This window comes from Streptomyces clavifer (genome assembly GCF_036345975.1).
Taxonomy (GTDB): domain Bacteria; phylum Actinomycetota; class Actinomycetes; order Streptomycetales; family Streptomycetaceae; genus Streptomyces; species Streptomyces clavifer.
Genome location: NZ_CP107793.1, coordinates 2,457,209 through 2,480,884, shown reverse-complemented (window position 1 = coordinate 2,480,884; position 23,676 = coordinate 2,457,209). Strand labels below are relative to the sequence as shown.

Genomic DNA, 23,676 nt, shown 5'->3' with positions numbered 1-23,676 from the left:
CAGTAGGGTCTGCACGCATGGGAGAGCAGGAAGTGCCTACCGGACGCGGCAAGCGCCGACTCGGCGTGATGGGCGGGACGTTCGACCCCATCCACCACGGACACCTGGTGGCGGCCAGCGAAGTGGCCGCCCACTTCCACCTCGACGAGGTCGTCTTCGTCCCGACCGGGCAGCCGTGGCAGAAGAGCCACAAGCAGGTGTCGCCCGCCGAGGACCGCTATCTGATGACGGTCATCGCCACGGCGTCCAACCCGCAGTTCTCGGTCAGCCGCAGCGACATCGACCGCGGCGGACCGACGTACACCATCGATACGCTGCGGGATCTGCGTACGGTCCACGGCGACGCGGACCTCTTCTTCATCACCGGCGCCGACGCGCTGTCCCAGATCCTCACCTGGCGGGACGCCGAGGAGCTCTTCTCGCTCTCCCACTTCATCGGTGTGACCCGGCCGGGTCACGTACTGACGGACGACGGGCTGCCCGAAGGCGGCGTCTCGCTCGTCGAGGTCCCCGCGCTGGCGATCTCGTCCACGGACTGCCGTGCGAGGGTCGCCCAGGGGGAGCCGGTCTGGTACCTGGTGCCGGACGGTGTGGTCCGCTACATCGACAAGCGCCAGCTGTACCGCGGCGAATGAGCCACGTAGAGGGGCACCGGTGAACGACCGACAGAACCCGTACGACCCGTACTACCAGCAGCAGCCGCAGATCATCGGCTACGACGAGTACGGGCAGCCGGTCTATCAGCAGCAGGGGCAACAGGAGTACGACCCGTACGCGCAGCAGCAGCAGTCGCAGCAGCAGTCGCAGCAGCAGTACTTCCAGCAGGACGGGCAGACGCAGTCGGGCTACGCGGACCAGGGGTACGCCTACGACCCGTACGCCGGCACGCAGCAGCAGTACGACCCGTACGCCGCTCAACAGCAGCCCCAGCAGCCCCAGCAGGCGCAGTCCGCCCAGCAGGACTACGGGTACGACAGCTCCTACGGCACGTACGGGCACGACACGGGCGCGCAGCCGGCCGTGGACGACTCGACGCAGCAGTGGAACACCCCGCAGAACCAGGTGGACGCCCCGCCGGAGCCGGACCCGCAGAGGGAACCCGAACCCGGGCCCGACGCCGTCGTCCCCGAGCAGCGCCGCGCCGACCGCGACTACCGCACCGAGCAGTTCTCGTTCATCGAGGAGCCCGACGAGGACTCCGAAGACGTCATCGACTGGCTGAAATTCACCGAGAGCCGCAGCGAGCGGCGCGAGGAGGCACGACGCCGCGGGCGCAACCGGATGGTCGCGCTGATAGTCGTGGTGGCCCTCGTCGTGGTCGGCGGCGCGGGCTACCTCTGGTTCGCCGGCAAGATCCCCGGTGTCTCGGGCCAGGACGGGCAGGAGGCCGCGGCGACGGGCCCGCAGAAGCGGGACATGATCGTCGTCCACCTGCACAACACCAAGAAGGGCGGCACCTCCACGGCGCTGCTCGTCGACAACGTGACGACCGGACAGGGCACCACCGTCCTGCTCCCCAACTCACTCGCCGTGGCCACCGACGACGGCTCCACCACCACGCTCGGCAAGTCCGTCGACGACGACGGGTCCACCGGCACGCGCGAGGCCGTCGACACGCTGCTCGGCACCAGGATCAGCGGCACCTGGCGGCTCGACACCCCGTACCTGGAGAACCTCGTCGAGCTCGTGGGCAACATCGAGGTCGACACCGACACCGAGGTGCCCGACACCAAGAAGGGCGCGTCGCCGCTCGTGGACAAGGGGGAGGCGCAGACGCTGAGCGGCCAGATGGCCGTCGCGTACGCCACCTACCAGGCCCCGGGCGAGCCGCAGGCCAAGCAGCTGCTGCGCTTCGGCCAGGTCCTGCGCAGCACGCTGCGCAAGATGTCCGAGGACCCCAAGGCCGCGACGGTCACCATCGAGACGCTGGCGCAGATCCTCGACCCGTCGCTGCCCGAGCAGGACCTGGGGGCTTCCCTGGCGAAACTCGCCGGGCACGCCAAGGTCGGCGACTACGAGACGGCGCTGCTTCCGGTCCAGGACGACGGAACACTCACCGAGGAAGCCACCGCGAGCGTCGTCAAGGACGTCCTGGGCGGCGCGGTGAAGGCCCCGGACCCGGACGCGGCCGTGCGTGTCGGCATCAAGAACGCCACGGGCGACACGAAGGGGTCGGAGTACGCCAGGGTCCAGCTGGTCAACGGTGGCTACGCCTTCGTCGACAGTGGCAAGGCGGACCCCGCGGCATCGTCCGAGGTGCTCTACAGGACCGCTGAGGACAAGGCGAAGGCGGTCGAGGTCGCCAAGACCCTGGGCCTGCCCGAGGGTGCGGTGAAGAAGGGCGAGCCCGCCGCGAACGCCGACGTGTCCGTCCTCCTGGGACAGAACTACAAGATGCCGGAACAGACGTCGTAAGGGCTGTCGGCGGTCCGTGAGACCCTAGAGGTTGATCTGACCGCCGACGAAAGCCTGCATGTGACCGCCACGGACCGCTCCATCGAGCTCATCAACGCTGCCGCCCAGGCGGCAGCCGACCGGCTCGCGCACGACATCATCGCCTACGACGTCAGCGATGTGCTGTCGATCACCGACGCCTTCCTGCTGGCCTCGGCTCCCAACGACCGCCAGGTCAAGTCGATCGTCGACGAGATCGAGGAGCGGCTCCAGAAGGAGCTCGGCGCCAAGCCGGTACGCCGCGAGGGCGACCGGGACGCCCGCTGGATCCTCCTCGACTACGTCGACATCGTGATCCACGTCCAGCACAGCGAGGAGCGTGTCTTCTACGCGCTCGAGCGCCTGTGGAAGGACTGCCCGGAGATCGCGCTTCCCGAGGACGCCCTCAAGACCCGGGGCAAGGCCGAGGAGCACGCACAGCTCCACGGTGTCACGGAAGGTGAGCAGAGCTGAACGGCAGCAGCAGCGGCAGAGGCCGCAGGATCGTCCTCTGGCGGCACGGCCAGACGGCGTGGAATCTGGAGCGCCGTTTCCAGGGGTCCACGGACATCGAGCTGACCGAGACCGGCGTCGGGCAGGCCCACAGGGCCGCCCGGCTGCTCGCCTCGCTGAAGCCGGACGCGATCGTCGCCTCCGACCTGCGGCGGGCGGCGGCCACGGCCGGTGAGCTCGCCGCGGTCACCGGCCTCGACGTCGCACACGATCCCGCACTGCGGGAGACGTACGCGGGTGCCTGGCAAGGGCTCACGCACGAGGAGATCGTCGAGCAGTACGGCGACCAGTACGCCTCGTGGAAGCGTGGCGAGCCCGTACGCAGGGGCGGCGGCGAGCTGGAGACCGAGGTCGCCGACCGGGCGGCCCCGGTGGTCCTGGAGCACGCCGCCGGACTTCCCGACGCGGGCACGCTCGTCGTGGTGAGCCACGGCGGCACGATCCGGACGACCATCGGCCGTCTGCTCGGGCTGGAATCACACCACTGGGAGGGACTCGGTGGGCTCTCCAACTGCTGCTGGTCCGTCCTGGGCGAGGGCGCGCGCGGCTGGCGCCTGCTGGAGCACAACGCCGGGACACTCCCCGAGCCGGTCCTCGGGGACGACGATTAGCGGGTGCCCGGAGGGCGTCTCCGGGCGGCGGGGGCCGGATTTCACTTTCCGGCCGGTCGCAGGCTAAAGTTCTTCTTGTTCGCAGCGCGGAAACGCAGGGAAACACAGCGAACAGCGGGGCTATAGCTCAGTTGGTAGAGCGCCTGCATGGCATGCAGGAGGTCAGGAGTTCAATTCTCCTTAGCTCCACAGTAAAGATCCCGTCCCCGGCAGGGGGCGGGATCTTTTTTCGCGGGTCGGCCCGGAGCCGGCACATCGGCTTTCACCGCCCGCCCAACTGCCCCGGCCCGCCGGGGACAAGGGCCGGCGGGGTGCTCGGGCGCCTTCCGTGCCGGTCCCGCTGCCGGCCCCGTGCGGCCCCTTTGCGTCAAAGGCGGACGGCCGGACCGTCGGCGGGCTTCCCCCCTTGCGGGGTCATGGCAGAATCGGACCGCCGGAGGGGGCGACGTACCGATCGGGAGGGAGCGCGATGCCTGCGAGCCGCGTACAGGTCCCGGACCTGCTCCTTACCCCCACCACGAACGCCGGCTCCGCCACCCCGCAAGAGGACTCCTTCGTGTGCATGGCCTGCGGCCGCAGTCGGAGCTGACCGGATGGGTGCACACAGGCGGAAGTGCGACTGGTGCGGCAGCGGTACGCCCATCGTCAGGGACATGGACCCGGTCAACGCGGATTTCCAGTACTGGTGCGAGGAGTGCGCGCGGGCGCTGATCATAAAAGGCGACCCCATCGAGACGTACCGCGAGCTGGAGGGGGAACCCATCTACGGAAGGCTCCTGGAGGAGCACTGCACCCTCAAGCGGTTCTACTCCTTCGCCACCGCCTGAGAGACGTCGGGCGGCCGGACCCCTCGCTGGTCAGGGCCTTGCGGGGCGGGCAGGTCGGGTGGGAGTGGAAACGATTTTTGATGGGCCGGGGGGACCGTGTAATGTTCTCGATGTCGCCGGGGAAACCGGGCGGTGAGCAACGAGGGGCTATAGCTCAGTTGGTAGAGCGCCTGCATGGCATGCAGGAGGTCAGGAGTTCAATTCTCCTTAGCTCCACAGTGAAGAAGCGGGCCATCCGAATCGGATGGCCCGCTTCTCGTTGTGCCCGGTGGGCGAGGGTCAACCGCGTCCGCTGCCCAAGGCCTTGCGCTGGGCGGTCGGGAGCGCCGGGCGCTCGGCGGGAGCCTGCTCGATACGGAGTGCCAGCGCCGGGCACCGCCGTACGGCACGCTGGGCACGGCCGCGCAGATGCATGGGCACGGCGGCGTCCGCGAGCGCCGGGTAACCGTCCGGACCCAGCCTGATCAGCTCGGGAACGAGGTCCGCGCACAGGCCGTGGCCCTGGCACAGCGTCCAGTCCACCGCCAGCTTCTCGCCACTCGGGATGGACTCCTCCAGATCCTCGTAGCCCGGGGAGGGCAGCGGCAGTACGCCGAGGGTCTCCCGGCCGCAGCCGCCGTCCAGGACATGCGCGGCGAGGTCGTCCGTGAACGCGGACAGCGTGGACGCCAGGAAACGCGCCGAGCCGTCCGGATGCTTGCACGCCCCCCGGCCCTTGACGGCCTGGGTCACCTCGCGCAGCGCCTCCAGAGCGGCCGGCCCGCCGCCGTTCAGTACGTCGGACAGCCCGCCCGCCGCTGCGGGCAGCCCCAGCTTGCACGGACCGCACTGGCCCGCGGTCTCCGCGGCCAGCCAGTTGGCGATCCTCAGCGACTCCCCGATCGGGCAGGTCTCCGGCCCGATCGGCAGGATGGCGCCCGCACCGAGCGCACCCCCGGCTGCAGCCAGGGAGGCCCTGGAGACCACGGCGTCGTGCGCGGCGATCGCATCGATCCAGTTGCCGTGGTAGCCGCCGGTGAGTACGCCCTGGGGCAACGGCGGGGCACCGGCCAGCTGCAGGACGTACCGGAGGGGAACCCCCGTGGGTACTTCGACGACCATGGGACGCGCCACAGCGCCGGAGACGGTGAGGAGGACCGTGCCGGGCTCGTCGGGCAGGCCGGTGTGCCCGTAGCGACGGGATCCGATCCGCGCGGCGACCGCGAGCTGGGCGTACGTCTCCGCGTTCGACAGGAGCGTCGGGGCGCCGCCCACGCCGGACTCCGCCGCCCGCTCCCGGCGGCCCGGCGGCAGGGCGGGGCCGCCGTTCACCGCCCGGATGACCGCCGAGGCCTCCCCGGAGACCATGCGCTCGGGGGTGCGCACCACCCGGGCGCGCAGGTGTTGTCCGCGCCGGTCGGACAGCCCACGCTCCGCCAGGGCGTTGCGGACGGATATCTCCGTGGAGTTGCGGGTGACGGCGACGACGAGGGTGCGTGCGCCGAGCGCTTCCGCCGCGAGCAGCGCGCCGTCGAGAATCAGGTGCGGGGCGCGGTTGAGCAGCACGGTGTCCTTGCGGCAGGCGGGCTCGCCCTCACTGCCGTTGATCACGACGACGGGCCGCACCCCACGGCGTATGGAGGCCTTCGCGACCGCGCGCAGCTTCTTCCCGAACGGGAAACCCGCGCCGCCGCGGCCGCGCAGTGAGATGGCCTCGGCCAGTTCGGCGAGGCGCTCGCCGGTCATGGGTTCGAGCGGGCCGTGCACCTTCAGATGCATGGCGAGGTCGAGGCGCTCCACCAGGTCGAATCCGGTGGTCAGCTGGGGAAGGCCGACGACGCGGACCTCGGGTACATCGGGGAGGGGGACGTTCAAGGTCGTTCTCCTGCGGGTGCGTGCCAGGGTTCTCCGGCGGGGGGCGGGTAGAGCGGCCCCGGCATCTGTTCGGTCTCCGCGTCGCCCCTGGCGGTACCGCCCCTGTATCCGGTCCGGTCGGCCGCGGGGGCGGGGGGTGCGTATGGGGAGGACGCACTCCCGGGTGCCCCGTACGCGGACGGCTCCTGGGGGCGTGCGTACGCGTGCTCGGGGTCGTACAGCGGGTCCGGGTCGTACGCGGGCCTGTACGCCTGCCCAGGGGGCGCAGGAGTGGGTGAGGGCCAGAGGTCCTCCGTCTGCTCGGGCGGCCGGGTAGGGGGACGCGAGACGGCCCGGTAGGCCGCCGAGATGCCCTGCCCCGGCCCTGTGACCGGAGCAGCGGCCGCAACCTGGTCCGGGCCCAGGCGCTCGGAGCTCCGCGGTGGGGGTTCGTACAGCGGGGGCCCGGAGGGCGGGGGTTCGTACCGCGGTGCTTCGTACTGCGGGGATCCGGACAGTGACGCTCCGAACGGCGGCGCCTCGTACAAGGGGGGTGAGGGGGCGGCGAGCGTCCGGGGGCGGACCGGGGTGCCGCGCAGGTCACGGCCGCCGTCCCCCCAGCCCGGTGCCTCCGGGGGCAGGCCCTGGCGCGGCTGCGGGGGCACGTTCTCCGCGCCGGGAAGCGGGGACGTGCGGAGCACCTGGGCCGAATCGGCCGGTGGTGCGTCGGGGCTGATCAGGGTGGTGACCAGATCGGTGATCAGGCGCTTGGTCGGCTGCGGGAGCAACCGGAGGCTCAGCGCAGCCGCGACGGCGAGCAGGCAGAGGATGTACATCACGACGACCCAGGTCGCGGGCTGCCGGCCGGCGTACAGGCCGTGCACCAGTGCGGAGCACCAGGCCGGGTAGGCCAGCGCGTGCAGCGCACGCCAGCGGCCGGCGATCTTGCCCGGGGCGGCGAAGGCGCTGCGCAGGGCGCCCGTCGCCGCGGTGACGATCATCAGCAGCCCGGCGAGCGAGCCGAAGCCGATGAGGCCGGAGGTGCCGCTCATCCCCAGGCCGAACGGCACCAGGGCGCCGAGCAGTTCGACGTGCCCGAGTGCGACCTTCACGGTGCCGTGCAGCAGGAGGAAGCCGAGCGAGGTGACGGCGGCGGCTCGGTGGATCCCCTGGGCGATCAGACGATGGCGGGTCGAGAGGAACAGGCGGTCGGTGGCCAGCAGGCCCCAGGCGACCGCTGCGGTGAGCGATACCAGCGTGAGGACGCCGGTCGTGAAGTCCAGTGCCGCGCGCAAGCCGTCGCTCCCTGCGACGGCGAGCAGAGGTATGAGGACCAGCACGGCCACGGTCAGTCCGCCCTGCACCGGGCGGCTCATTCCTGGACTGCGGCTCATGGAGGGGGACGAGCGGATCCTGCGATGAGGCTTCATGGGGGCGACTCCGAATGGTTCGGCAAAGCGGTCCCGTTGCCGCATGCTAGGTCGCCGCATACCGGCCGGTACGAGGTTTGAGTTGTTGCCCCGATAGAGGGCAGTACGCGGAGTAACCCCCGGAGTGTGTGGGTCCTGCGCAGAGCTCGTGTCGATGTGGTGGGCTTCCGGGTCCATGCGTGGAGGGTCCGCCGGGACGGCTCCGCGGGTACGTCCCGGATGGGGCCCAGGGCCCGTGCGGTACCCTGGCGCCATGCGTGCCGTAGGCCTTCTGCTTAGCGAGCCGCGCTGATCACTCCCGACCGGTGAGAACGCCTGGTCGGACTCGGCGCGGCGTCCCCTCCTGTGCGAGGGGATTTTTCGTTTCCGTAGACGTATGTCCGTAGACGTGTGTCCGTGGACGTGGGCGCCCGGCAGATGACGATCGATGGAGCTTTGAGGATCATGAGCGAGACGAACACCGCGGCCGAGGCGGCCGCGCCGCACCGCTACACGGCGGCGATGGCCGCCGACATCGAGGCACGCTGGCAGGACTTCTGGGACGCCGAAGGGACGTACGAGGCGCCCAACCCGACCGGTGACCTGGCGGGCGACCCCGAACTGGCCGCCAAGCCCAAGAAGTTCATCATGGACATGTTTCCCTACCCCTCCGGGTCGGGCCTGCACGTCGGCCACCCGCTGGGCTACATCGCCACCGACGTGTACGCCCGCCACCAGCGGATGACCGGACACAACGTCCTGCACACCCTGGGCTTCGACGCCTTCGGCCTGCCGGCCGAGCAGTACGCCGTGCAGACGGGTACCCACCCGCGGGCCTCCACCGAGGCCAACATGGAGAACATGAAGGTCCAGCTGCGCCGGCTGGGCCTGGGGCACGACAAGCGCCGCTCCTTCGCGACGATCGACGCGGACTACTACAAGTGGACCCAGTGGATCTTCCTGCAGATCTTCAATTCCTGGTACGACACCGAGGCCGACAGGGCCCGGCCGATCGCCGAACTGGTCGCCCTGTTCGAGGGCGGTGAGCGCCGCACCCCCGACGGCCGCGAGTGGGGTGCGCTGAACGCCGCCGAACGCGCCGACGTCCTGGGGCAGTACCGCCTGGCGTACGCCTCCGAAGCACCCGTCAACTGGTCGCCCGGGCTGGGCACCGTGCTGGCGAACGAAGAGGTGACGGCCGACGGCCGCTCCGAGCGGGGTAACTTCCCCGTTTTCAAGGCCAAGCTGCGCCAGTGGAACATGCGCATCACCGCTTACGCCGACCGGCTGCTGAACGACTTGGACGGTCTGGACTGGCCCGAGGCCATCAAGCTGCAGCAGCGCAACTGGATCGGCCGCTCCGAGGGCGCGCGCGTCGACTTCCCGGTCGACGGCGCCGGTGCCGTCACCGTCTTCACGACCCGCCAGGACACCCTGTTCGGCGCCACGTACATGGTGCTGGCGCCCGAGCACGACCTGGTCGAGCGGATCATCCCGGCCGCCTGGCCGGAGGGCACCCACCCCGTATGGACCGGCGGGCACGCGAGCCCGGCCGAGGCCGTCACCGCCTACCGCAAGCAGGCCGCGGCCAAGTCCGACGTGGAGCGGCAGGCCGAGGCCAAGGACAAGACGGGTGTCTTCACCGGCGCGTACGCGACCAACCCGGTCAGCGGCGAGAAGGTCCCGGTCTTCATCGCCGACTACGTCCTGATGGGCTACGGGACCGGCGCGATCATGGCCGTTCCGGCGCACGACCCGCGCGACTTCGCCTTCGCGCGCGCCTTCGAGCTGCCGGTGCGCTGCGTCGTCGAGCCCTCGGACGACCGCGGCACGGACGCCTCCACCTGGGAGGACGCCTTCGGCTCGTACGACGCGAAGCTGGTCAACTCCGCGAACGACGAGATCTCGCTGGACGGCTTGGGCGTCGCCGACGCCAAGGTGAAGATCACCGAGTGGCTGAAGGCGCACGGAGTCGGCGAGGGCACGGTCAACTTCCGACTGCGCGACTGGCTGTTCAGCCGGCAGCGCTACTGGGGCGAACCCTTCCCGATCGTGTACGACGAGGAGGGCATCGCCCACCCGCTGCCCGAGTCGATGCTGCCGTTGGAGCTGCCGGAGGTCGAGGACTACTCACCTCGCACCTTCGACCCGGAGGACGCCGACACGCAGCCCGAGACCCCGCTGTCCCGGAACGCCGACTGGGTCAACGTCACCCTGGACCTGGGCGACGGACCGAAGAAGTACCGCCGCGAGACCAACACCATGCCCAACTGGGCCGGTTCCTGCTGGTACGAGCTGCGCTACCTGGACCCGAACAACGACCAGCGGTTGGTCGACCCGGCGGTCGAGCAGTACTGGATGGGGCCGCGCGAGGGGCAGCCCACCGGTGGCGTCGACCTGTACGTCGGCGGCGCCGAGCACGCCGTGCTGCACCTGCTGTACGCGCGCTTCTGGTCCAAGGTGCTGCACGACCTGGGGCACATCTCCTCCGCCGAGCCGTTCCACAAGCTGTACAACCAGGGCATGATCCAGGCCTTCGTGTACCGGGACAACCGCGGGATCGCGGTCCCGGCCACCGAGGTCGAGGAGCGCGACGGCGGGTACTACCACCAGGGCGAGAAGGTCAGCCGGGTCCTGGGCAAGATGGGCAAGTCCCTGAAGAACGCCGTGACGCCGGACGAGATCTGCGGTGAGTACGGAGCCGACACGCTGCGGCTGTACGAGATGGCCATGGGCCCGCTGGACGTGTCGCGGCCCTGGGACACCCGGGCCGTGGTGGGCCAGTACAGGCTGCTGCAGCGGCTGTGGCGCAACGTCGTCGACGAGGAGACCGGTGAGGTCACCGTCGCCGACGCGGAGCCCGGCGTGGACACGCTGCGGGCACTGCACAAGGCCATCGACGGTGTCGGCCAGGACATGGCCGGGATGCGCTTCAACACCGCCATCGCCAAGGTCACCGAGCTGAACAACCACCTGACGAAGGCGGGCGGCCCGCTGGCGCGGTCGGTCGCCGAGCAGCTGGTGCTGCTGATCGCGCCGCTGGCGCCGCACGTGGCGGAGGAGCTGTGGCGCCGCCTGGGCCACACCGAGTCCGTCGTCCACCAGGACTTCCCGGTCGCCGATCCGGCGTACCTCGTGGACGAGACCGTGACCTGCGTGGTGCAGGTCAAGGGCAAGGTCAGGGCGCGTCTGGAGATCTCCCCGTCCATCACGGACGAGGAGCTGGAGGCGCTGGCACTGGCCGACGAGGGCGTCGTCGCCGCGCTGGGCGGGGCCGGCATCCGCAAGGTCATCGTGCGGGCGCCGAAGCTGGTCAACATCGTCCCCGCGTAACGGCCGGGGGCGCGGGACGATGCCGGGCCGCGGGTCGGGCCGAGTCGCGCGGGCCGGCCGAGTGATGCGGGCCGGCCGAGTGGCACGGCCCGGTTGAGGGTGGCAGGCCGGTCGAGCGACGGCAGGCCGGCCGAGGCCAGGGCTTTCCCCTAAGGGCAGGTTGGGGGTTCCGGTGGAACCCCTGGCCTGCCTGTTCCGTTTACGGTAGGAGGGGGCACCCACACCCGGGGCCGATTCGATCATCGAGGGGCGTTCATGGAAGCCGTCATCCTGATCCTGACGCTGCTGTTCGTCGCGTTCATGGCGCTCGGGGTGTACGCCGGTGTCAAGGCCGTACGCGCGGCCAAGCGCGGTGTGGACCGGACGATCACGCAGGCTCGCCGCTCCGTGGAGGACACCACGCTGCGGGCCAAGAGCTACGGCCAGGCGGGTGTACCGGGGGAGCTCGCACAGCTGCGGCTGGCCCTGCGCACCTCGATGCGGGCCACTCAGGACGCGTTGGAGGCCGGAGCGGCGGACGACGCCTCGCTGTCGGAGTCCCTGGGGCTCTTCCAGCGGCTGAGCGTGCACGGGCGTGAGCTCGACAACGACCTCAAGCGGCTGGAGCGCGAGCCGGACCGGGCCACGGTCGCCACACTGCTGCCCGCTCTGAAGGAGCGCACGGAACGCATCACGCACTCGGCCGAGTCGCTGCGCTGGGCGGCGCGCGACAGGGCACAGCAGTTCGCCGACGACGATCTGGCGGCACTGAACGCGCAGATCGACGTCGAGGCCGGTGCCCTGCGCCACTGGACGACGGAAGAGCCGTCGGACCGGGGCGCCGCTGAGGAGCGGAGCCGGAGCGGACCGGCCGGCGACGAGGCTCCGCAGGCGCTGACCCCTCCGGATCCCCGGCTGCAGACCGGCTACCCGTGGCAGAAGGCCGCGCGGCCCGAGACCACGAACTGACTCCGAACGGCTGTGTGCGAGACCGGCAGGATGCGTCTCGCACCGATCAGAAATGATCAGCAGGCCGGGGCCGGGCTGCCGTGTTCCCGCGCCGGAAGGTAACCTCCGGCTCATGTCCCGCCATGTCGCTATCGTCACCGATTCAACGGCCTACCTGCCGCGCCAGACGATGGAACGGCACGGCATCACCGCGGTGCCGCTGACCGTCGTCCTGGGTGATCAGGCACTGGAGGAGGGCACGGAGATCTCGGCCCGGTCGCTGGCCGTGGCGCTGCAGAAGCGCCGCTCCGTGACCACGTCCCGCCCCAGCCCCGAAGTCTTCGCGGCCGCGTATCGTGCCGCCGCCCGGAATGGGGCCACGGGCATCGTCTCGCTGCACCTTTCGGCCGAATTCTCGGGCACGTACGACGCCGCACTGCTCGCCGCGAAGGACGCGCCGGTGCCGGTGCACGTGGTCGACACCGGCATGGTCGCCATGGCCCTGGGATTCTGCGCACTGGCCGCCGCCGAGGCCGTAGAGGCGGGCGGCGGACCGGACGATGCGGTGGCCGCGGCGGAGAAGCGGGCCTCGGGCACCTCCGCGTACTTCTACGTCGACACCCTGGACTATCTGCGCCGCGGCGGGCGCATAGGTGCCGCCCAGGCGCTGCTCGGGTCCGCCCTCGCGGTCAAGCCCCTGCTTCAACTGGACGGCGGACGCATCGAACTGCTGGAGAAGGTGCGGACGGCGTCGAAGGCGATCGCACGGCTCGAGGAGATCGTCGCCGGGCAGGCCGGATCGGGGGCGGTGGACATCGCCGTGCATCATCTGGCCGCGCCGGACCGCGCGGAGCGACTGGCTGAGCGGCTGCGCGAGCGGGTTCCCGGGCTCGTCGAACTGCACGTGAGTGAAGTGGGCGCGGTGATCGGGGCGCACACCGGCCCAGGGCTGTTGGGCGCGGTGGTCTCGCCGCGCTGAAGTTCACTCCCGCGGGTGGCCAAGATATCCACAACTGGCAAGTTATCCACCGTAATCGGGGCTGCTCAGCGGGTTTTCGCTGAAGTGTCTAGCGTCGTGAGGCATGACCTTCCGATCACCTCGTGCACCGGTCCGCGCCACCGTGCGGCCGAGCGGCTGCTCCACGCACCGCGCCGCATCCCACCGTGCTGTCCGGCGCGCCGCGCGCGGTGGACCGACCGACCGCGCGGAGCCGGGTCTCCGCCACGGGCCGGGTCCCGGAGCCGGTCCCGGAGCCGGGGTCGGGCCCGGGGGAGCGGCGGGCACCGGCCCGGGCGCCCGCCGCGGGCGCCGACGACGGGATGTGCGTGGGCGCGACGCCGAGGCCGCCGCGGCTTCGCGGCTCAGGGCGGATGCGCTGCTGGCCGGCGGCCGTCCCGCACCGGGGCCGCGGGCGGGACGTACCCGTGAGACACCCTCCTGGGCCTCGGCCCGCGGGTCCGACGCTCCGGAGCGGGGCAGCTCGGCCCGGGAGGACCCGGATGGAAACGGCTCGCCACGCGGCTGCTCCGCGGCCGGTGCTCCTGTACCGGCCCCCACTGCGCCCGCGGCCACCGTGGCTTCGCAGGCTCCCGCTGTGCGCTTGCCGTGGTGGCGTACGGCCGGCCCGGCTCTGCGGGAGCGGTTACCGCTGTGGGTGCACCTGAGATGCGGGCTGGCGCCGAAATCGCTTGCCGCGCTCGCTGTCGTCCTGGTTGGGGCAGCCGTCCTCGCCGCGACACACTATTGGTCGGGCCGCCCCCAGCCGGTACCGGCCCCCGAGCAGGTGAAGGAGGCGGCAGCCGCTCACCCGGCAGCACCGGCGTCCTCAGGTACTCAGGGTCCGGATCTCTTTCCCGGCGCGTCCGCCGGATCTCCGGCCTCCCTCGCATCCACGGGGCGGATCGTCGTCGACGTGAGCGGCAAGGTGCGCCGGCCGGGAATCCAGCATCTGCCGTCCGGTTCGCGCGTCGCCGACGCCCTGCGCGCCGCGGGGGGAGCGCGTGAGGGCGCGGATGTCACCGGGCTCAACCAGGCGCGTGTGCTGACCGACGGCGAACAGGTCCTGGTGGGCCTGCCCGCCGCCCAGTCCGCCGCAGCAGGCGCGGAGGGAAACGGCGGCTCCGGCACTGCCCAGGCCGGCCCCGCAGCCCCGGTGAGTCTCAGCACGGCCACCGTTGAACAGCTCGACACCCTGCCCGGAGTCGGACCGGTCCTTGCCCAGCACATCATCGACTACCGCACCGAGCACGGGGGTTACCGGTCCGTCGACGAACTTCGTGAGGTCGACGGGATCGGCGACAGGCGGTTCGCGGACCTCCGGCCACTGGTCCGGCCGTGACGGGCCCCGACGTCCACGCGGCCTCGGGACGGCGGCTCGGCTCGGCCGATCCCCGGCAGGAGGGCCCGGTCGACCTCCGGCTCGTGCCGCCCGCCCTCGCGACGTGGGCCGCCGCCGGGCTCACGCTGGGCGTGTCCGGCCGGTGGGCGGCAGCAGGAGCGGTGCTCTGCGCGTGCGCAGCCCTGGCGCTCCTCGCAGGACCCCGCGTGGTGGCAGCGGCCCGCGCGAGACGTACAGGGGTTGCCGGGCGCGCCCCCGGAGGGCAGCCGCACGCCCGGCTGCGCACCACCGCCGCCGCCGGTGTGCTGCTCTGCGCGGCGGCCGGGGCCACCGTCGCCGGGCTCCACGGCGCGGATACCCGGAGCGGACCCGTCCCCGGACTGGCTGAGGAATACACCCGGGTCGAGGCGGAGGTGACCGTCACGTCCGACCCCCGGAAGACCAGGCCGCGAGTGCGGGGCGACCACAGCACCCCCGTGTCCCTGCTGCTGGACGCCGAGGTCGACCGGCTGACCGGCCCCGACGGTACGGTCAGCAGGCTGCGCACCCCGGTCCTCGTCATGGTCTCGCCGGGCGCCGCCGCAGCGGAGTGGCAGCGGCTGCTGCCCTCGACCGGGCTGCGGGTCAGCGGCCGGCTGTCACCACCGCGTCATGAGGGGGAGCGCATCGCCGCCGTCCTCGGCACGGACGCGGACGGTCCGCCGCAGGTCATCGCTGCGCCGACCCTCCTCCAGCGGACCGCGGGAGACCTGCGCTCCGGACTGCGGAAGGCCACCGACGGGCTTGACCCGGACGCCCGGGCGCTCCTGCCGGGGCTGGTGGTCGGCGACACCTCCAGGGTCACACCCGAACTGCACGACGCCTTCAAAGCCACCGACCTCACTCATTTGCTGGCCGTTTCAGGTGCCAACCTGTCGATCCTTCTCTTCCTCCTCATCGGGCCACCGGGAACGGCCCTGCGCAGCGAACGCCGGGGCCTGGCACCACGGCTGGGCATCTCCCTGCGCATGACCGCACTGATCGGCGGCGGGATCGCGCTCGCCTTCGTGATCGTCTGCCGCCCGGAACCAAGTGTTCTGCGAGCGGCTGCCTGCGGCCTGATCACGCTTCTCGCCATCGGCACGGGCCGGCGCAGATCGCTGATCCCGGCACTCGCCGCTGCCGTCCTGCTGCTGGTGCTGTACGACCCGTGGCTGGCCCGCAGTTACGGCTTCCTGCTGTCCGTGCTGGCCACCGGGGCGCTGCTGACTCTCGCGCCACGGTGGGCCGGCGCACTGCAGCGGCACCGGGTGCCGCCGAGGCTCGCCGAGGTGCTGGCCGCGGCGGGTGCCGCGCAGGCGGTCTGCGCGCCGATCGTCGTGGTCCTCGCCTCGCGGGTCAGCCTGGTGGCGATCCCCTGCAATCTGCTGGCCGAATTCGCGGTGGCGCCTGCCACGGTGCTGGGATTCGCGGCACTCGCCGTGGCTCCGGTGTCGATGCCGGCGGCCGAAGCCCTGGCCCTGGTCGCCGGCTGGCCGGTCGGGTGGATCGCGTCCGTGGCACGCACCGGAGCTGCCCTCCCCGGAGCGGAGGCCGACTGGCCCGGTGGCTGGGAGGGCGCGGCCCTGTTGGCCGTCCTCACGACTGTGCTCGTGCTGTCCGCGCGCCGTCTCGCCCGACACCCCTGGGTCTGTTCCGCAGCCGCGCTCCTGCTGGTGCTCGCGGTGCTGAGACCGGTGCCGCTCACCAGGATCATGACCGGATGGCCGCCGCCGGACTGGGCGTTCGCCCTGTGCGACGTGGGCCAGGGCGATGCCATGGTGCTCGCCGCGGGGGAGGGCACAGGCGTGGTCGTCGACACCGGACCCGACCCGCGTCTCATCGACGGGTGCCTGCGAGAGCTGGGCATCACCCGGGTACCGCTCCTGCTGCTCACCCACTTCCACGCCGATCATGTGCGTGGTCTGCCGGGTGCGCTGCGGGGCAGGGACGTTGCCACGATCCAGACGACGAGCCTCGGCGAACCCGCCGACCAGGCGGCCTTCGTGAGGAGAACGGCGGCGACGGCGCACGTCCCGGTGGTCCCGGCCGTCCCGGGGGAGCGCCGGCGGATCGGCCCCCTCGACTGGCGGGTCCTCTGGCCGACGGCCGGTACGGGAGGTGCGGTGCCGGCCTTCGTGACGGAGGAGCCGAACGATTCCAGCGTCACCCTCTTCGTGCGATCGGGCGGGTTGACCCTGCTGCTCCTCGGCGATCTCGAACCACCGGCCCAGCGGGGGATGCTGCGCAGCTATCCGGCGCTGCCTCGGGTGGACGTGCTCAAGGTGGCGCACCACGGATCCGCGTACCAGGACGCCGCTCTCCTGCGCAGTGTTCGCCCACGGCTGGCGCTCGTCAGCTGTGGCACGGACAACCCCTACGGGCATCCGGCGGCCACAACCCTCGAGACGCTCAGGGCAGGGGGCGCCGAGGTTCTCCGTACGGACACCGACGGTGCCATCGCAGTGACGGGCGCCGGTGCGGGACTGCGTGCGGAAGGCCGCTCATGAGCGGCCGGGCGGCGGTGCGGCGCGGGAGTCGGCCGTCGGACCGGCCAGGTGCCGTCGACCATCACCTCACGGCCGGCGAGCTCGTTCTCCTCCCGCCACGCCCCGACCGCGGACGGAGCGATCCCGAGGTACACCCGTGCGGGACGGTCGCGCGGGTCCCGGCCGAGCTTCACGGCGAGGGCGTCCCCCGAATCGGCGGGCGGTCCCGCCCCTTCCACGATCTCGGCCGTTGCCTCGACCAGCACCACATCACGAGTGTGACCAAGGGCGACCCGGACCTGCCCGGACGGTGTCACGTCGACCGCGGTCGGGTTGGTGCGCCGGGTGGCCGGCAGCAGCGTGTCCCGGCCCCGGCCCCGGCCCCGGACGAACGACAACGGCGCCAGGCGCGGGAGGTCGTCGGCGGAGGCGGTGGTCACCCAGGCATCGTGCTCCTGCTCGAATCGGTCTGTGACGTCCTGTCTGCGCTGTTCCGGGCCGCGTGCCGGGTCGTGTTCCGTCATGGCCCGGTGGCTGCGCACTCGCGCCTTCCCGGGCCCCCATCGGCGGACCTGGACCTGGGACCTGCGGCTCATGGCGCAGCGCGCCGTGCCGGGACAGACTTCCGCCATGAACCCGACGAACGGCGTGGACGGTATGGACGGTGTGGAAGAGACCGGGAGCATGCACGGGAAGGGCGGGTCGCGCGCGCAGGGCGCAGAGGGCCGCCGGGGCGTGGCGGACGCCTATCTGGAGCGAATCGGTGCCGCCCGGCCCGCGCGTGCCGATGCGGCGGCCCTGCGCGAACTCCAGCTCCGGCACCTGATGGCGGTGCCTTTCGAGAACCTCTCGGTCCACCTCGGCGAGGACATCGTCCTGGAAGAGGAAAAGCTCCTCGACAAGATCGTGACAGCTCGCCGGGGCGGCTTCTGCTACGAACTCAACGGTGCCTTCGCCGCACTGCTGCGAGAGCTCGGTTTCCGCGTCACCCTGCTTCAGGCACGGGCCTTCGGCGACGGCGGACGGCTCGGTATCCCGTACGACCACGTGGCACTGCGCGTGGAGACGGACGACGGTACGGGGCCGTGGCTGGCCGATGTCGGGTTCGGCGACCATGCCCTCCACCCGCTCGCGCTGGACGACCGTACCGAGCAGGACGACCCGTGCGGCGTGTTCCGCTTCCGGGGGGCGCCGCAGGGGGACCTGGATCTGCTGCGCGGCGGGTCCCGGCAGTTCCGCCTCGACCTGCGGCCACGGGTGCTCGCGGACTTCCGGGCCGGTTCCTGGTACCACCGGACATCGCCGGATTCCCACTTCACGCAGTCCCTCGTCTGTTCACGGCGCACCGCGACGGGGCGTGTGACGCTCAGTGGCCGCACCCTGGTCACGACAGTGCGGGGCGAGCGGCAGAAGGCGGAGATCGGTACCGACGCCGAGGTCCTCGCCGCCTACCGGGACCACTTCGGGCTGCGCCTCGACGAGCTGCCCGAGGTACGGCGGATCCCGGAAGGAGTCACACGCGGCACGCACCCGCGGAACCACTAATTCGGACCTTCGGTAGCTCCCCGGGGCAACCCCTGCCGATCTGCTGTGTTTGCCTCGAACGTTGCAATGGTGATCGAATGTGTACTCGTCGGCGGACCACTGCTCCGACAATGACGTTCAGCTGTCAGGGGTCCGAGATGAGAACCACCCCTGGGAGTGCGTGCGCATGTTCGGCCGTTGGCTAGGCAACAAGGCGAAGTCCGGCATCGAACCCAGCAGTGCTGTCGCGGGGCTACTGGTACCGCGTACCGCCGGCCTGGTCAGCTGCCGAGTGGTGAATCCCCTCAGTGAACCGGTGCGGCAGGCCGAGTTCGTCGTGACCGACACTGCCGGACGCAAGGTCGTCGGCGGGGAGACGGACCTCTTCGGAAGCCTCGTCGCCACTGTCCCGGCAGGCGACTACCGAGTGGCCGTCACAGCCGAGGGATTCACGCCGTTCCACGGCCCGGTCGCCGTCGCGGAAAGCGGTCACGCGAGCCTCGGCGACGTGGTGCTCCAGGTGGTGCAGCCTCCGCAGCTCCCCGATCCGGGGGACTGGGAGATCGAGCCGATGCACTCTCAGATCGGCTTCACGGCACGGCATATCGGTATGGCCCGCATCCACGGCCGGTTCAACAGCTTCGCCGGCGCCGTCCGGATCGCCGACCGCATGGAGGACTCCGCCATGCACGTCATCATCGACGCCTCGTCGATCGACACGAACGTCCGGATGCGCGACGACCACCTGCGCTCCGGAGACTTCCTCGACGTCGACCGCTACCCCACCCTCGAGTTCTACAGCGAGCGCTTCGTCCACCGAGGGGGCAGCCGCTGGGGCGTCAGTGGTGCGCTCACCCTGCACGGTGTGAGCCGCACCGTCATGCTCGACACCCAGTACCTCGGTCTGGGCAACGGCCTGGAAGGTGAGACCCGCGCCGCCTGCCGGGCCACCACCGAGCTGCACCGCCAGGACTTCACCCTCACCTGGCAGACGATGCTGGCCCGCGGTATCGCGGTGGTCGGCTCCAGCATCGAGATCGACATGGACATCCAGATCGTTCCCAAGGGCTGAACCGGGCTGAACCCAAGAGTTCAGCCCGGGGAGCCGGACCCAGGGGCTGAGCCCGGGTGCGGGGTCCGGAGGCCGACCCCGAGGCTGAATCCGCAGGCCGGCTCCCCGCCCGTCCGCGCAGGCCGAACCGGGCGGCGACGGTGCCCGGATCCGGCCGCCCGGGAACCGGCCTCGTGCGCCCACCCCCCCTTACGGGGCCTCCAGCCACCCTTCGTACTCCGCGGCGAAGGCGTCGAGGGCGGAGGCCTCCAGCCGCCCGGCCGGATCCTCCACGACCACGAGCCACTGGGCGTCCTCGGCGTCGTCCTCGCCCGCCAAGGCGTCCCGTACGAGCTGTGGCTCCTCCGTGACGCCGAACCGGTCGGCGAGTTCCTCGGCCGCGTCCTGGGCCGCGTCGCGGTCGGGCAGCACCAGTACATGTCTCACATCGCTCACCCCGTCATTCTCCGGTACGTCCGGGCGGGCAGCTCCGGCGCCCTGTCACAGGGGCGTGGGATGCTGGACCGCGATGGCCACCAGAAGTAGTTCCACCGACAATCCGCTCGCCCCCGTGACACTTGCCGTGGGCCAGGAGGACCTGCTCCTGGACCGCGCCGTGCAGCACGTGGTGGCAGCGGCCCGTGCCTCCGACGCCGACACGGACGTCCGCGACCTCTCCTCGGACCAGCTGCAGCCCGGCACGCTCGCCGAACTGACCAGCCCGTCACTCTTCGCCGAGCGCAAGGTCGTGATCGTGCGCAACGCACACGACCTCTCCGCAGACACGGTCAAGGACGTCAAGGCGTACCTCGCCGCACCGGCCGAGGAGATCACCCTCGTGCTCCTCCACGCCGGCGGGGCCAAGGGCAAGGGCCTGCTGGACGCCGTCCGGAAGGCGGGGGCGCGTGAGGTCGCCTGCCCGAAGACGACCAAGCCGGCGGAGCGGCTCTCCTTCGTCAGGTCGGAATTCCGGACGCTCGGGCGCTCCGCGACCCCCGAGGCGTGCCAGGCGCTCGTGGATTCCATCGGCAGCGATCTGCGCGAGCTGGCGAGTGCCGTCTCCCAGCTGACCGCCGATGTCGAGGGCACCATCGACGAGGCCGTCGTCGGCCGCTACTACACGGGCCGGGCGGAGGCCTCCTCCTTCACCGTCGCGGACCGTGCGGTCGAGGGAAGGGCGGCGGAGGCACTCGAGGCGCTGCGGTGGTCGCTCTCGACCGGGGTGGCGCCCGTCCTGATCACCAGCGCCCTCGCCCAGGGCGTCCGGGCGATCGGCAAGCTGTCGTCGGCCCGTGGCGGCCGGCCGGCGGACCTCGCGCGCGAGCTCGGCATGCCGCCCTGGAAGATCGACCGGGTGCGCCAGCAGATGCGTGGCTGGACGCCGGACGGGGTCTCGGTCGCACTGCGCGCGGTCGCGGCCGCCGACGCGGGGGTCAAGGGCGGCGGAGACGATCCGGAGTACGCCCTGGAGAAGGCCGTGGTGGCTGTCGCGACCGCCGCACGGTCCGGCGGGCGCTAGGTGTACTGCCCTGTGAGGTTGGGGACGCGGCTTGCGGGTGGTTTGCCTGCGAGCGCGGTGTGTCCGCGGTGGTGATTGTAGGTGTGCAGCCAGGCGGGGTAGGCGTCGCGTCGTTCCTGTTCTGAAGACCCCCGTCGAAGCCACGCCCGCCCCGCACCCGCCCACCCCGCCCCGAAGCCCGCCGCCCCCGTCAGCAGACCCTGCCCCTCCGCAGCACGGAATCCTCCCCGGGCCGGAAGCCGCGCAGCACGAAGGCCCCGGTCACGTCCTGGGGAGGACGGACCGGGGCCTTCGGTTCACGCTGTGTGCGCCGCACCCGCGTGGCGAACGCAGGTTCGGTGTGCGGCGCGGGGGTGCCGGTCAGGAGCGGGAGAGAGGGCCCGCGGAGTCCGTTCCGGCTTTCACATCAGTGGTTCAGCCCTGGAGGGCGGCAACCTTGAGCGCCAGCGCCGACTTCTTGTTGGCGGCGGCGTTCTTGTGGATGACACCCTTCGAGACGGCCTTGTCGAGCTGGCGGGACGCGTCACGGACGGCCACAGTGGCCTTCTCGACGTCACCGGCAGCGGCAGCCTCACGGGCCTTGCGGATCGAGGTCTTGAGCGAGGACTTGACGGCCTTGTTGCGCAGGCGCGCCTTCTCGTTCGTCTTGTTCCGCTTGATCTGGGACTTGATGTTCGCCACGAAAGAGCCTTTTCAGGTTCGTTGGATCTCCTATGTGCGCCACGCCGCTTCTGAGGGCCACGAGGCACAGCTGCCCACGGTAGCAGTCACCCTCGGACCGGCCCAAACCGGTCCCCGCCCCGCAGGCGTGGGACGATGGAGCCTACGTATTGATCCGACCGACCCGACATCGACCCGAGACACGGCGTTCGGCGTCTCAAGAATCAGGACCCTGCGTGCCCGCGACTCCTTCCAACGTGCCCGAGCCGAGCCGTACCGACCCGGCGCTGATCCGCAACTTCTGCATCATCGCGCACATCGACCACGGCAAGTCGACGCTTGCCGACCGGATGCTTCAGCTGACGGGCGTGGTCGACGTGCGGCAGATGCGCGCTCAGTACCTCGACCGGATGGACATCGAGCGCGAGCGCGGAATCACCATCAAGTCCCAGGCGGTCCGCCTGCCGTGGGCGCCCACCGAGGGCGAGGACACGGGTGCGACCCACATCCTCAACATGATCGACACCCCGGGCCACGTGGACTTCACCTATGAGGTCTCCCGTTCGCTCGCCGCGTGCGAGGGCACGGTCCTGCTCGTCGACGCCGCCCAGGGGATCGAGGCGCAGACCCTCGCCAACCTCTACCTGGCGATGGAGAACGACCTCACCATCGTCCCGGTGCTCAACAAGATCGACCTGCCCGCCGCGCAGCCCGAGAAGTTCTCCGAGGAGCTGGCCAACCTCATCGGCTGCCAGCCCGAGGACGTGCTCAAGGTCTCCGCGAAGACGGGTGTCGGCGTGGACGCCCTGCTCAACCGTGTGGTCAGGGACGTCCCCGCCCCCATCGGCCGGGCGGACGAGGCGGCCCGCGCGATGATCTTCGACTCGGTCTACGACCCCTACCGCGGAGTCGTCACCTACGTCAGGGTCATCGACGGCCAGCTCAACAAGCGCGAGCGCATCCGGATGATGTCGACCGGAGCCACCCACGAGCTGCTGGAGATCGGTGTCTCCTCCCCGGAGATGACCCCGTCCGACGGCATCGGCGTCGGTGAGGTCGGCTACATCATCACCGGGGTGAAGGACGTCCGGCAGTCCAAGGTCGGTGACACCATCACCTCCCTGCACAACGGGGCGACCGAGGCGCTGGGCGGCTACAAGGACCCCAAGCCGATGGTGTTCTCCGGCCTGTACCCGCTGGACGGGTCGGACTACCCGGACCTGCGCGAGGCCCTGGACAAGCTCCAGCTCAACGACGCCGCCCTGGTGTACGAGCCGGAGACCTCGGCCGCGCTGGGCTTCGGCTTCCGCGTGGGATTCCTGGGCCTGCTCCACCTCGACGTGGTCCGCGAGCGCCTGGAGCGCGAGTTCGGGCTCGAGCTCATCGCCACCGCCCCCAACGTGGTCTACCGCGTGGAGATGGAGGACGGCTCGGAGCACATCGTCACCAACCCGAGCGAGTTCCCCGAGGGCAAGATCGACAAGGTGCACGAGCCGGTCGTCCGGGCCACGGTCCTGGCGCCCAGCGAGTTCATCGGCGCGATCATGGAGCTCTGCCAGAACCGGCGCGGCACCCTCCTCGGCATGGACTACCTCTCCGAGGACCGGGTCGAGATCCGCTACACCCTGCCGCTCGCCGAGATCGTCTTCGACTTCTTCGACCAGCTGAAGTCCAAGACCCGCGGCTACGCCTCGCTCGACTACGAGCCCACGGGCGAGCAGTCCGCGCAGCTCGTCAAGGTCGACATCCTGCTGCACGGCGACAAGGTCGACGCCTTCTCGGCGGTCACGCACAAGGACAAGGCGTACGCCTACGGCGTCCGGCTCGTCGCCAAGCTGCAGAAGCTCATCCCCCGGCAGAACTTCGAGGTGCCGATCCAGGCCGCCATCGGCGCCCGGGTCATCGCCCGTGAGACCGTCCGCGCCATCCGCAAGGACGTCCTCGCCAAGTGCTACGGCGGTGACATCTCCCGTAAGCGCAAGCTGCTGGAGAAGCAGAAGGAAGGCAAGAAGCGGATGAAGATGGTCGGCAACGTGGAGGTACCGCAGGACGCGTTCATCTCCGTCCTGTCGACCGACGAGTCGGCCGGCGAGAGCAAGGCCAAGAAGTAGCCGTGCCCCTCTCCCGGGGACCGGTCCCCGGAGGAGCCCGACGGGCCCCCGCACCGCAGCTGTCCGCGGTGCGGGGGCC

Annotated in this window: 18 protein-coding genes, 2 tRNA genes and 2 pseudogenes; 16 read left to right on the top strand and 6 right to left on the bottom strand. The window is 71.1% G+C overall.

Features of this window, described 5'->3' with window-relative positions; translation table 11 throughout:
* Nucleotides 1-17: 17 nt before the first annotated feature.
* The 7 genes from nadD to OG927_RS10700 all read left to right on the top strand — a co-directional run bounded on the left by nadD (nucleotide 18) and on the right by OG927_RS10700 (nucleotide 4,600).
* Nucleotides 18-635: a nicotinate-nucleotide adenylyltransferase gene (gene nadD / locus OG927_RS10730; protein WP_031091884.1), complete on the top strand. Its 618-nt coding sequence runs from the start codon at nucleotides 18-20 to the stop codon at nucleotides 633-635.
* A 19-nt stretch (nucleotides 636-654) separates the two neighbouring features.
* On the top strand, nucleotides 655-2,415 hold the full coding sequence (locus tag OG927_RS10725) for an LCP family protein (RefSeq protein WP_056785453.1): 1,761 nt from the start codon (nucleotides 655-657) through the stop codon (nucleotides 2,413-2,415).
* A gap of 60 nt (nucleotides 2,416-2,475) precedes the next feature.
* Nucleotides 2,476-2,907 carry a ribosome silencing factor gene (gene rsfS / locus OG927_RS10720; RefSeq protein WP_056785448.1) on the top strand — a complete coding sequence of 144 codons (432 nt, stop codon included), beginning with the start codon at nucleotides 2,476-2,478 and terminating at the stop codon, nucleotides 2,905-2,907.
* A complete protein-coding gene (locus OG927_RS10715) occupies nucleotides 2,904-3,557 on the top strand; it encodes a histidine phosphatase family protein (RefSeq protein ID WP_056785444.1) in 654 nt (217 codons plus the stop codon). The genes rsfS and OG927_RS10715 overlap by 4 nt, the downstream gene beginning before the upstream one ends.
* 116 nt (nucleotides 3,558-3,673) lie before the next feature.
* Nucleotides 3,674-3,746, top strand: a tRNA-Ala gene (locus OG927_RS10710).
* Between the two features lie 464 nt (nucleotides 3,747-4,210).
* Entirely contained in the window at nucleotides 4,211-4,384 is a 174-nt protein-coding gene (locus OG927_RS10705; protein ID WP_157866808.1) for a hypothetical protein, read from the top strand.
* Between the two features lie 143 nt (nucleotides 4,385-4,527).
* A tRNA-Ala gene (locus OG927_RS10700) sits at nucleotides 4,528-4,600 on the top strand.
* A gap of 63 nt (nucleotides 4,601-4,663) precedes the next feature.
* Here OG927_RS10700 and OG927_RS10695 read toward each other — a convergent pair.
* Together OG927_RS10695 and OG927_RS10690 are read right to left on the bottom strand one after the other, a co-directional pair.
* Nucleotides 4,664-6,238: an NADH-quinone oxidoreductase subunit NuoF family protein gene (locus OG927_RS10695; protein WP_056785438.1), complete on the bottom strand. Its 1,575-nt coding sequence runs from the start codon at nucleotides 6,236-6,238 to the stop codon at nucleotides 4,664-4,666.
* Nucleotides 6,235-7,593 carry a hypothetical protein gene (locus tag OG927_RS10690; protein ID WP_330320056.1) on the bottom strand — a complete coding sequence of 453 codons (1,359 nt, stop codon included), beginning with the start codon at nucleotides 7,591-7,593 and terminating at the stop codon, nucleotides 6,235-6,237. The genes OG927_RS10695 and OG927_RS10690 overlap by 4 nt, the downstream gene beginning before the upstream one ends.
* A 498-nt stretch (nucleotides 7,594-8,091) precedes the next feature.
* Here OG927_RS10690 and leuS point away from each other — a divergent pair, with 498 nt between their 5' ends.
* The 5 genes from leuS (at nucleotide 8,092) to OG927_RS10665 (ending at nucleotide 16,753) form a co-directional block, all read left to right on the top strand.
* Nucleotides 8,092-10,959, top strand: a complete 2,868-nt coding sequence (gene leuS / locus OG927_RS10685) for a leucine--tRNA ligase (protein ID WP_330320055.1) — start codon at nucleotides 8,092-8,094, stop codon at nucleotides 10,957-10,959.
* A gap of 255 nt (nucleotides 10,960-11,214) precedes the next feature.
* The gene (locus OG927_RS10680; RefSeq protein WP_330320054.1) at nucleotides 11,215-11,907 is read left to right on the top strand and encodes a hypothetical protein; all 693 of its coding nucleotides are present in this window, start codon (nucleotides 11,215-11,217) and stop codon (nucleotides 11,905-11,907) included.
* 112 nt (nucleotides 11,908-12,019) lie between these two features.
* Nucleotides 12,020-12,865: a DegV family protein gene (locus OG927_RS10675; protein WP_056785422.1), complete on the top strand. Its 846-nt coding sequence runs from the start codon at nucleotides 12,020-12,022 to the stop codon at nucleotides 12,863-12,865.
* Between the two features lie 934 nt (nucleotides 12,866-13,799).
* Complete coding sequence (locus OG927_RS10670) at nucleotides 13,800-14,225, top strand: ComEA family DNA-binding protein (RefSeq protein ID WP_330320053.1); 426 nt, start codon at nucleotides 13,800-13,802, stop codon at nucleotides 14,223-14,225.
* Nucleotides 14,222-16,753 carry a ComEC/Rec2 family competence protein gene (locus OG927_RS10665; protein WP_330320052.1) on the top strand — a complete coding sequence of 844 codons (2,532 nt, stop codon included), beginning with the start codon at nucleotides 14,222-14,224 and terminating at the stop codon, nucleotides 16,751-16,753. Before OG927_RS10670 ends, OG927_RS10665 begins: the two co-directional genes overlap by 4 nt.
* A gap of 38 nt (nucleotides 16,754-16,791) precedes the next feature.
* Here the strand turns inward: OG927_RS10665 and OG927_RS35985 are convergent.
* Nucleotides 16,792-17,256: pseudogene (locus OG927_RS35985) on the bottom strand (pyridoxamine 5'-phosphate oxidase family protein); the annotation flags it as partial.
* Nucleotides 17,257-17,416: 160 nt separating this feature from the next.
* Between OG927_RS35985 and OG927_RS10660 the strand changes: the two are divergent.
* Nucleotides 17,417-18,277, top strand: a complete 861-nt coding sequence (locus tag OG927_RS10660) for an arylamine N-acetyltransferase family protein (RefSeq protein WP_330321311.1) — start codon at nucleotides 17,417-17,419, stop codon at nucleotides 18,275-18,277.
* 166 nt (nucleotides 18,278-18,443) lie between these two features.
* Entirely contained in the window at nucleotides 18,444-19,328 is an 885-nt protein-coding gene (locus OG927_RS10655) for a YceI family protein (RefSeq protein WP_330320051.1), read from the top strand.
* A gap of 189 nt (nucleotides 19,329-19,517) precedes the next feature.
* Here OG927_RS10655 and OG927_RS10650 read toward each other — a convergent pair whose 3' ends face one another.
* Nucleotides 19,518-19,763, bottom strand: coding sequence for a hypothetical protein (locus OG927_RS10650; protein ID WP_330320050.1), 246 nt, complete (start codon nucleotides 19,761-19,763; stop codon nucleotides 19,518-19,520).
* 73 nt (nucleotides 19,764-19,836) lie between these two features.
* Here OG927_RS10650 and holA point away from each other — a divergent pair, with 73 nt between their 5' ends.
* On the top strand, nucleotides 19,837-20,826 hold the full coding sequence (gene holA, locus OG927_RS10645) for a DNA polymerase III subunit delta (protein WP_056785405.1): 990 nt from the start codon (nucleotides 19,837-19,839) through the stop codon (nucleotides 20,824-20,826).
* Here holA and OG927_RS10640 read toward each other — a convergent pair.
* Together OG927_RS10640 and rpsT are read right to left on the bottom strand one after the other, a co-directional pair.
* A pseudogene (locus OG927_RS10640) lies at nucleotides 20,823-20,933 on the bottom strand (IS481 family transposase); the annotation flags it as partial. The gene holA and the pseudogene OG927_RS10640 overlap by 4 nt on opposite strands.
* Before the next feature lie 307 nt (nucleotides 20,934-21,240).
* Nucleotides 21,241-21,507 carry a 30S ribosomal protein S20 gene (gene rpsT, locus OG927_RS10635; RefSeq protein ID WP_014156344.1) on the bottom strand — a complete coding sequence of 89 codons (267 nt, stop codon included), beginning with the start codon at nucleotides 21,505-21,507 and terminating at the stop codon, nucleotides 21,241-21,243.
* A 215-nt stretch (nucleotides 21,508-21,722) separates the two neighbouring features.
* Between rpsT and lepA the strand changes: the two genes are divergently transcribed.
* The gene (lepA, locus tag OG927_RS10630; protein WP_056785402.1) at nucleotides 21,723-23,597 is read left to right on the top strand and encodes a translation elongation factor 4; all 1,875 of its coding nucleotides are present in this window, start codon (nucleotides 21,723-21,725) and stop codon (nucleotides 23,595-23,597) included.
* The last annotated feature ends 79 nt before the right edge of the window (nucleotides 23,598-23,676 follow it).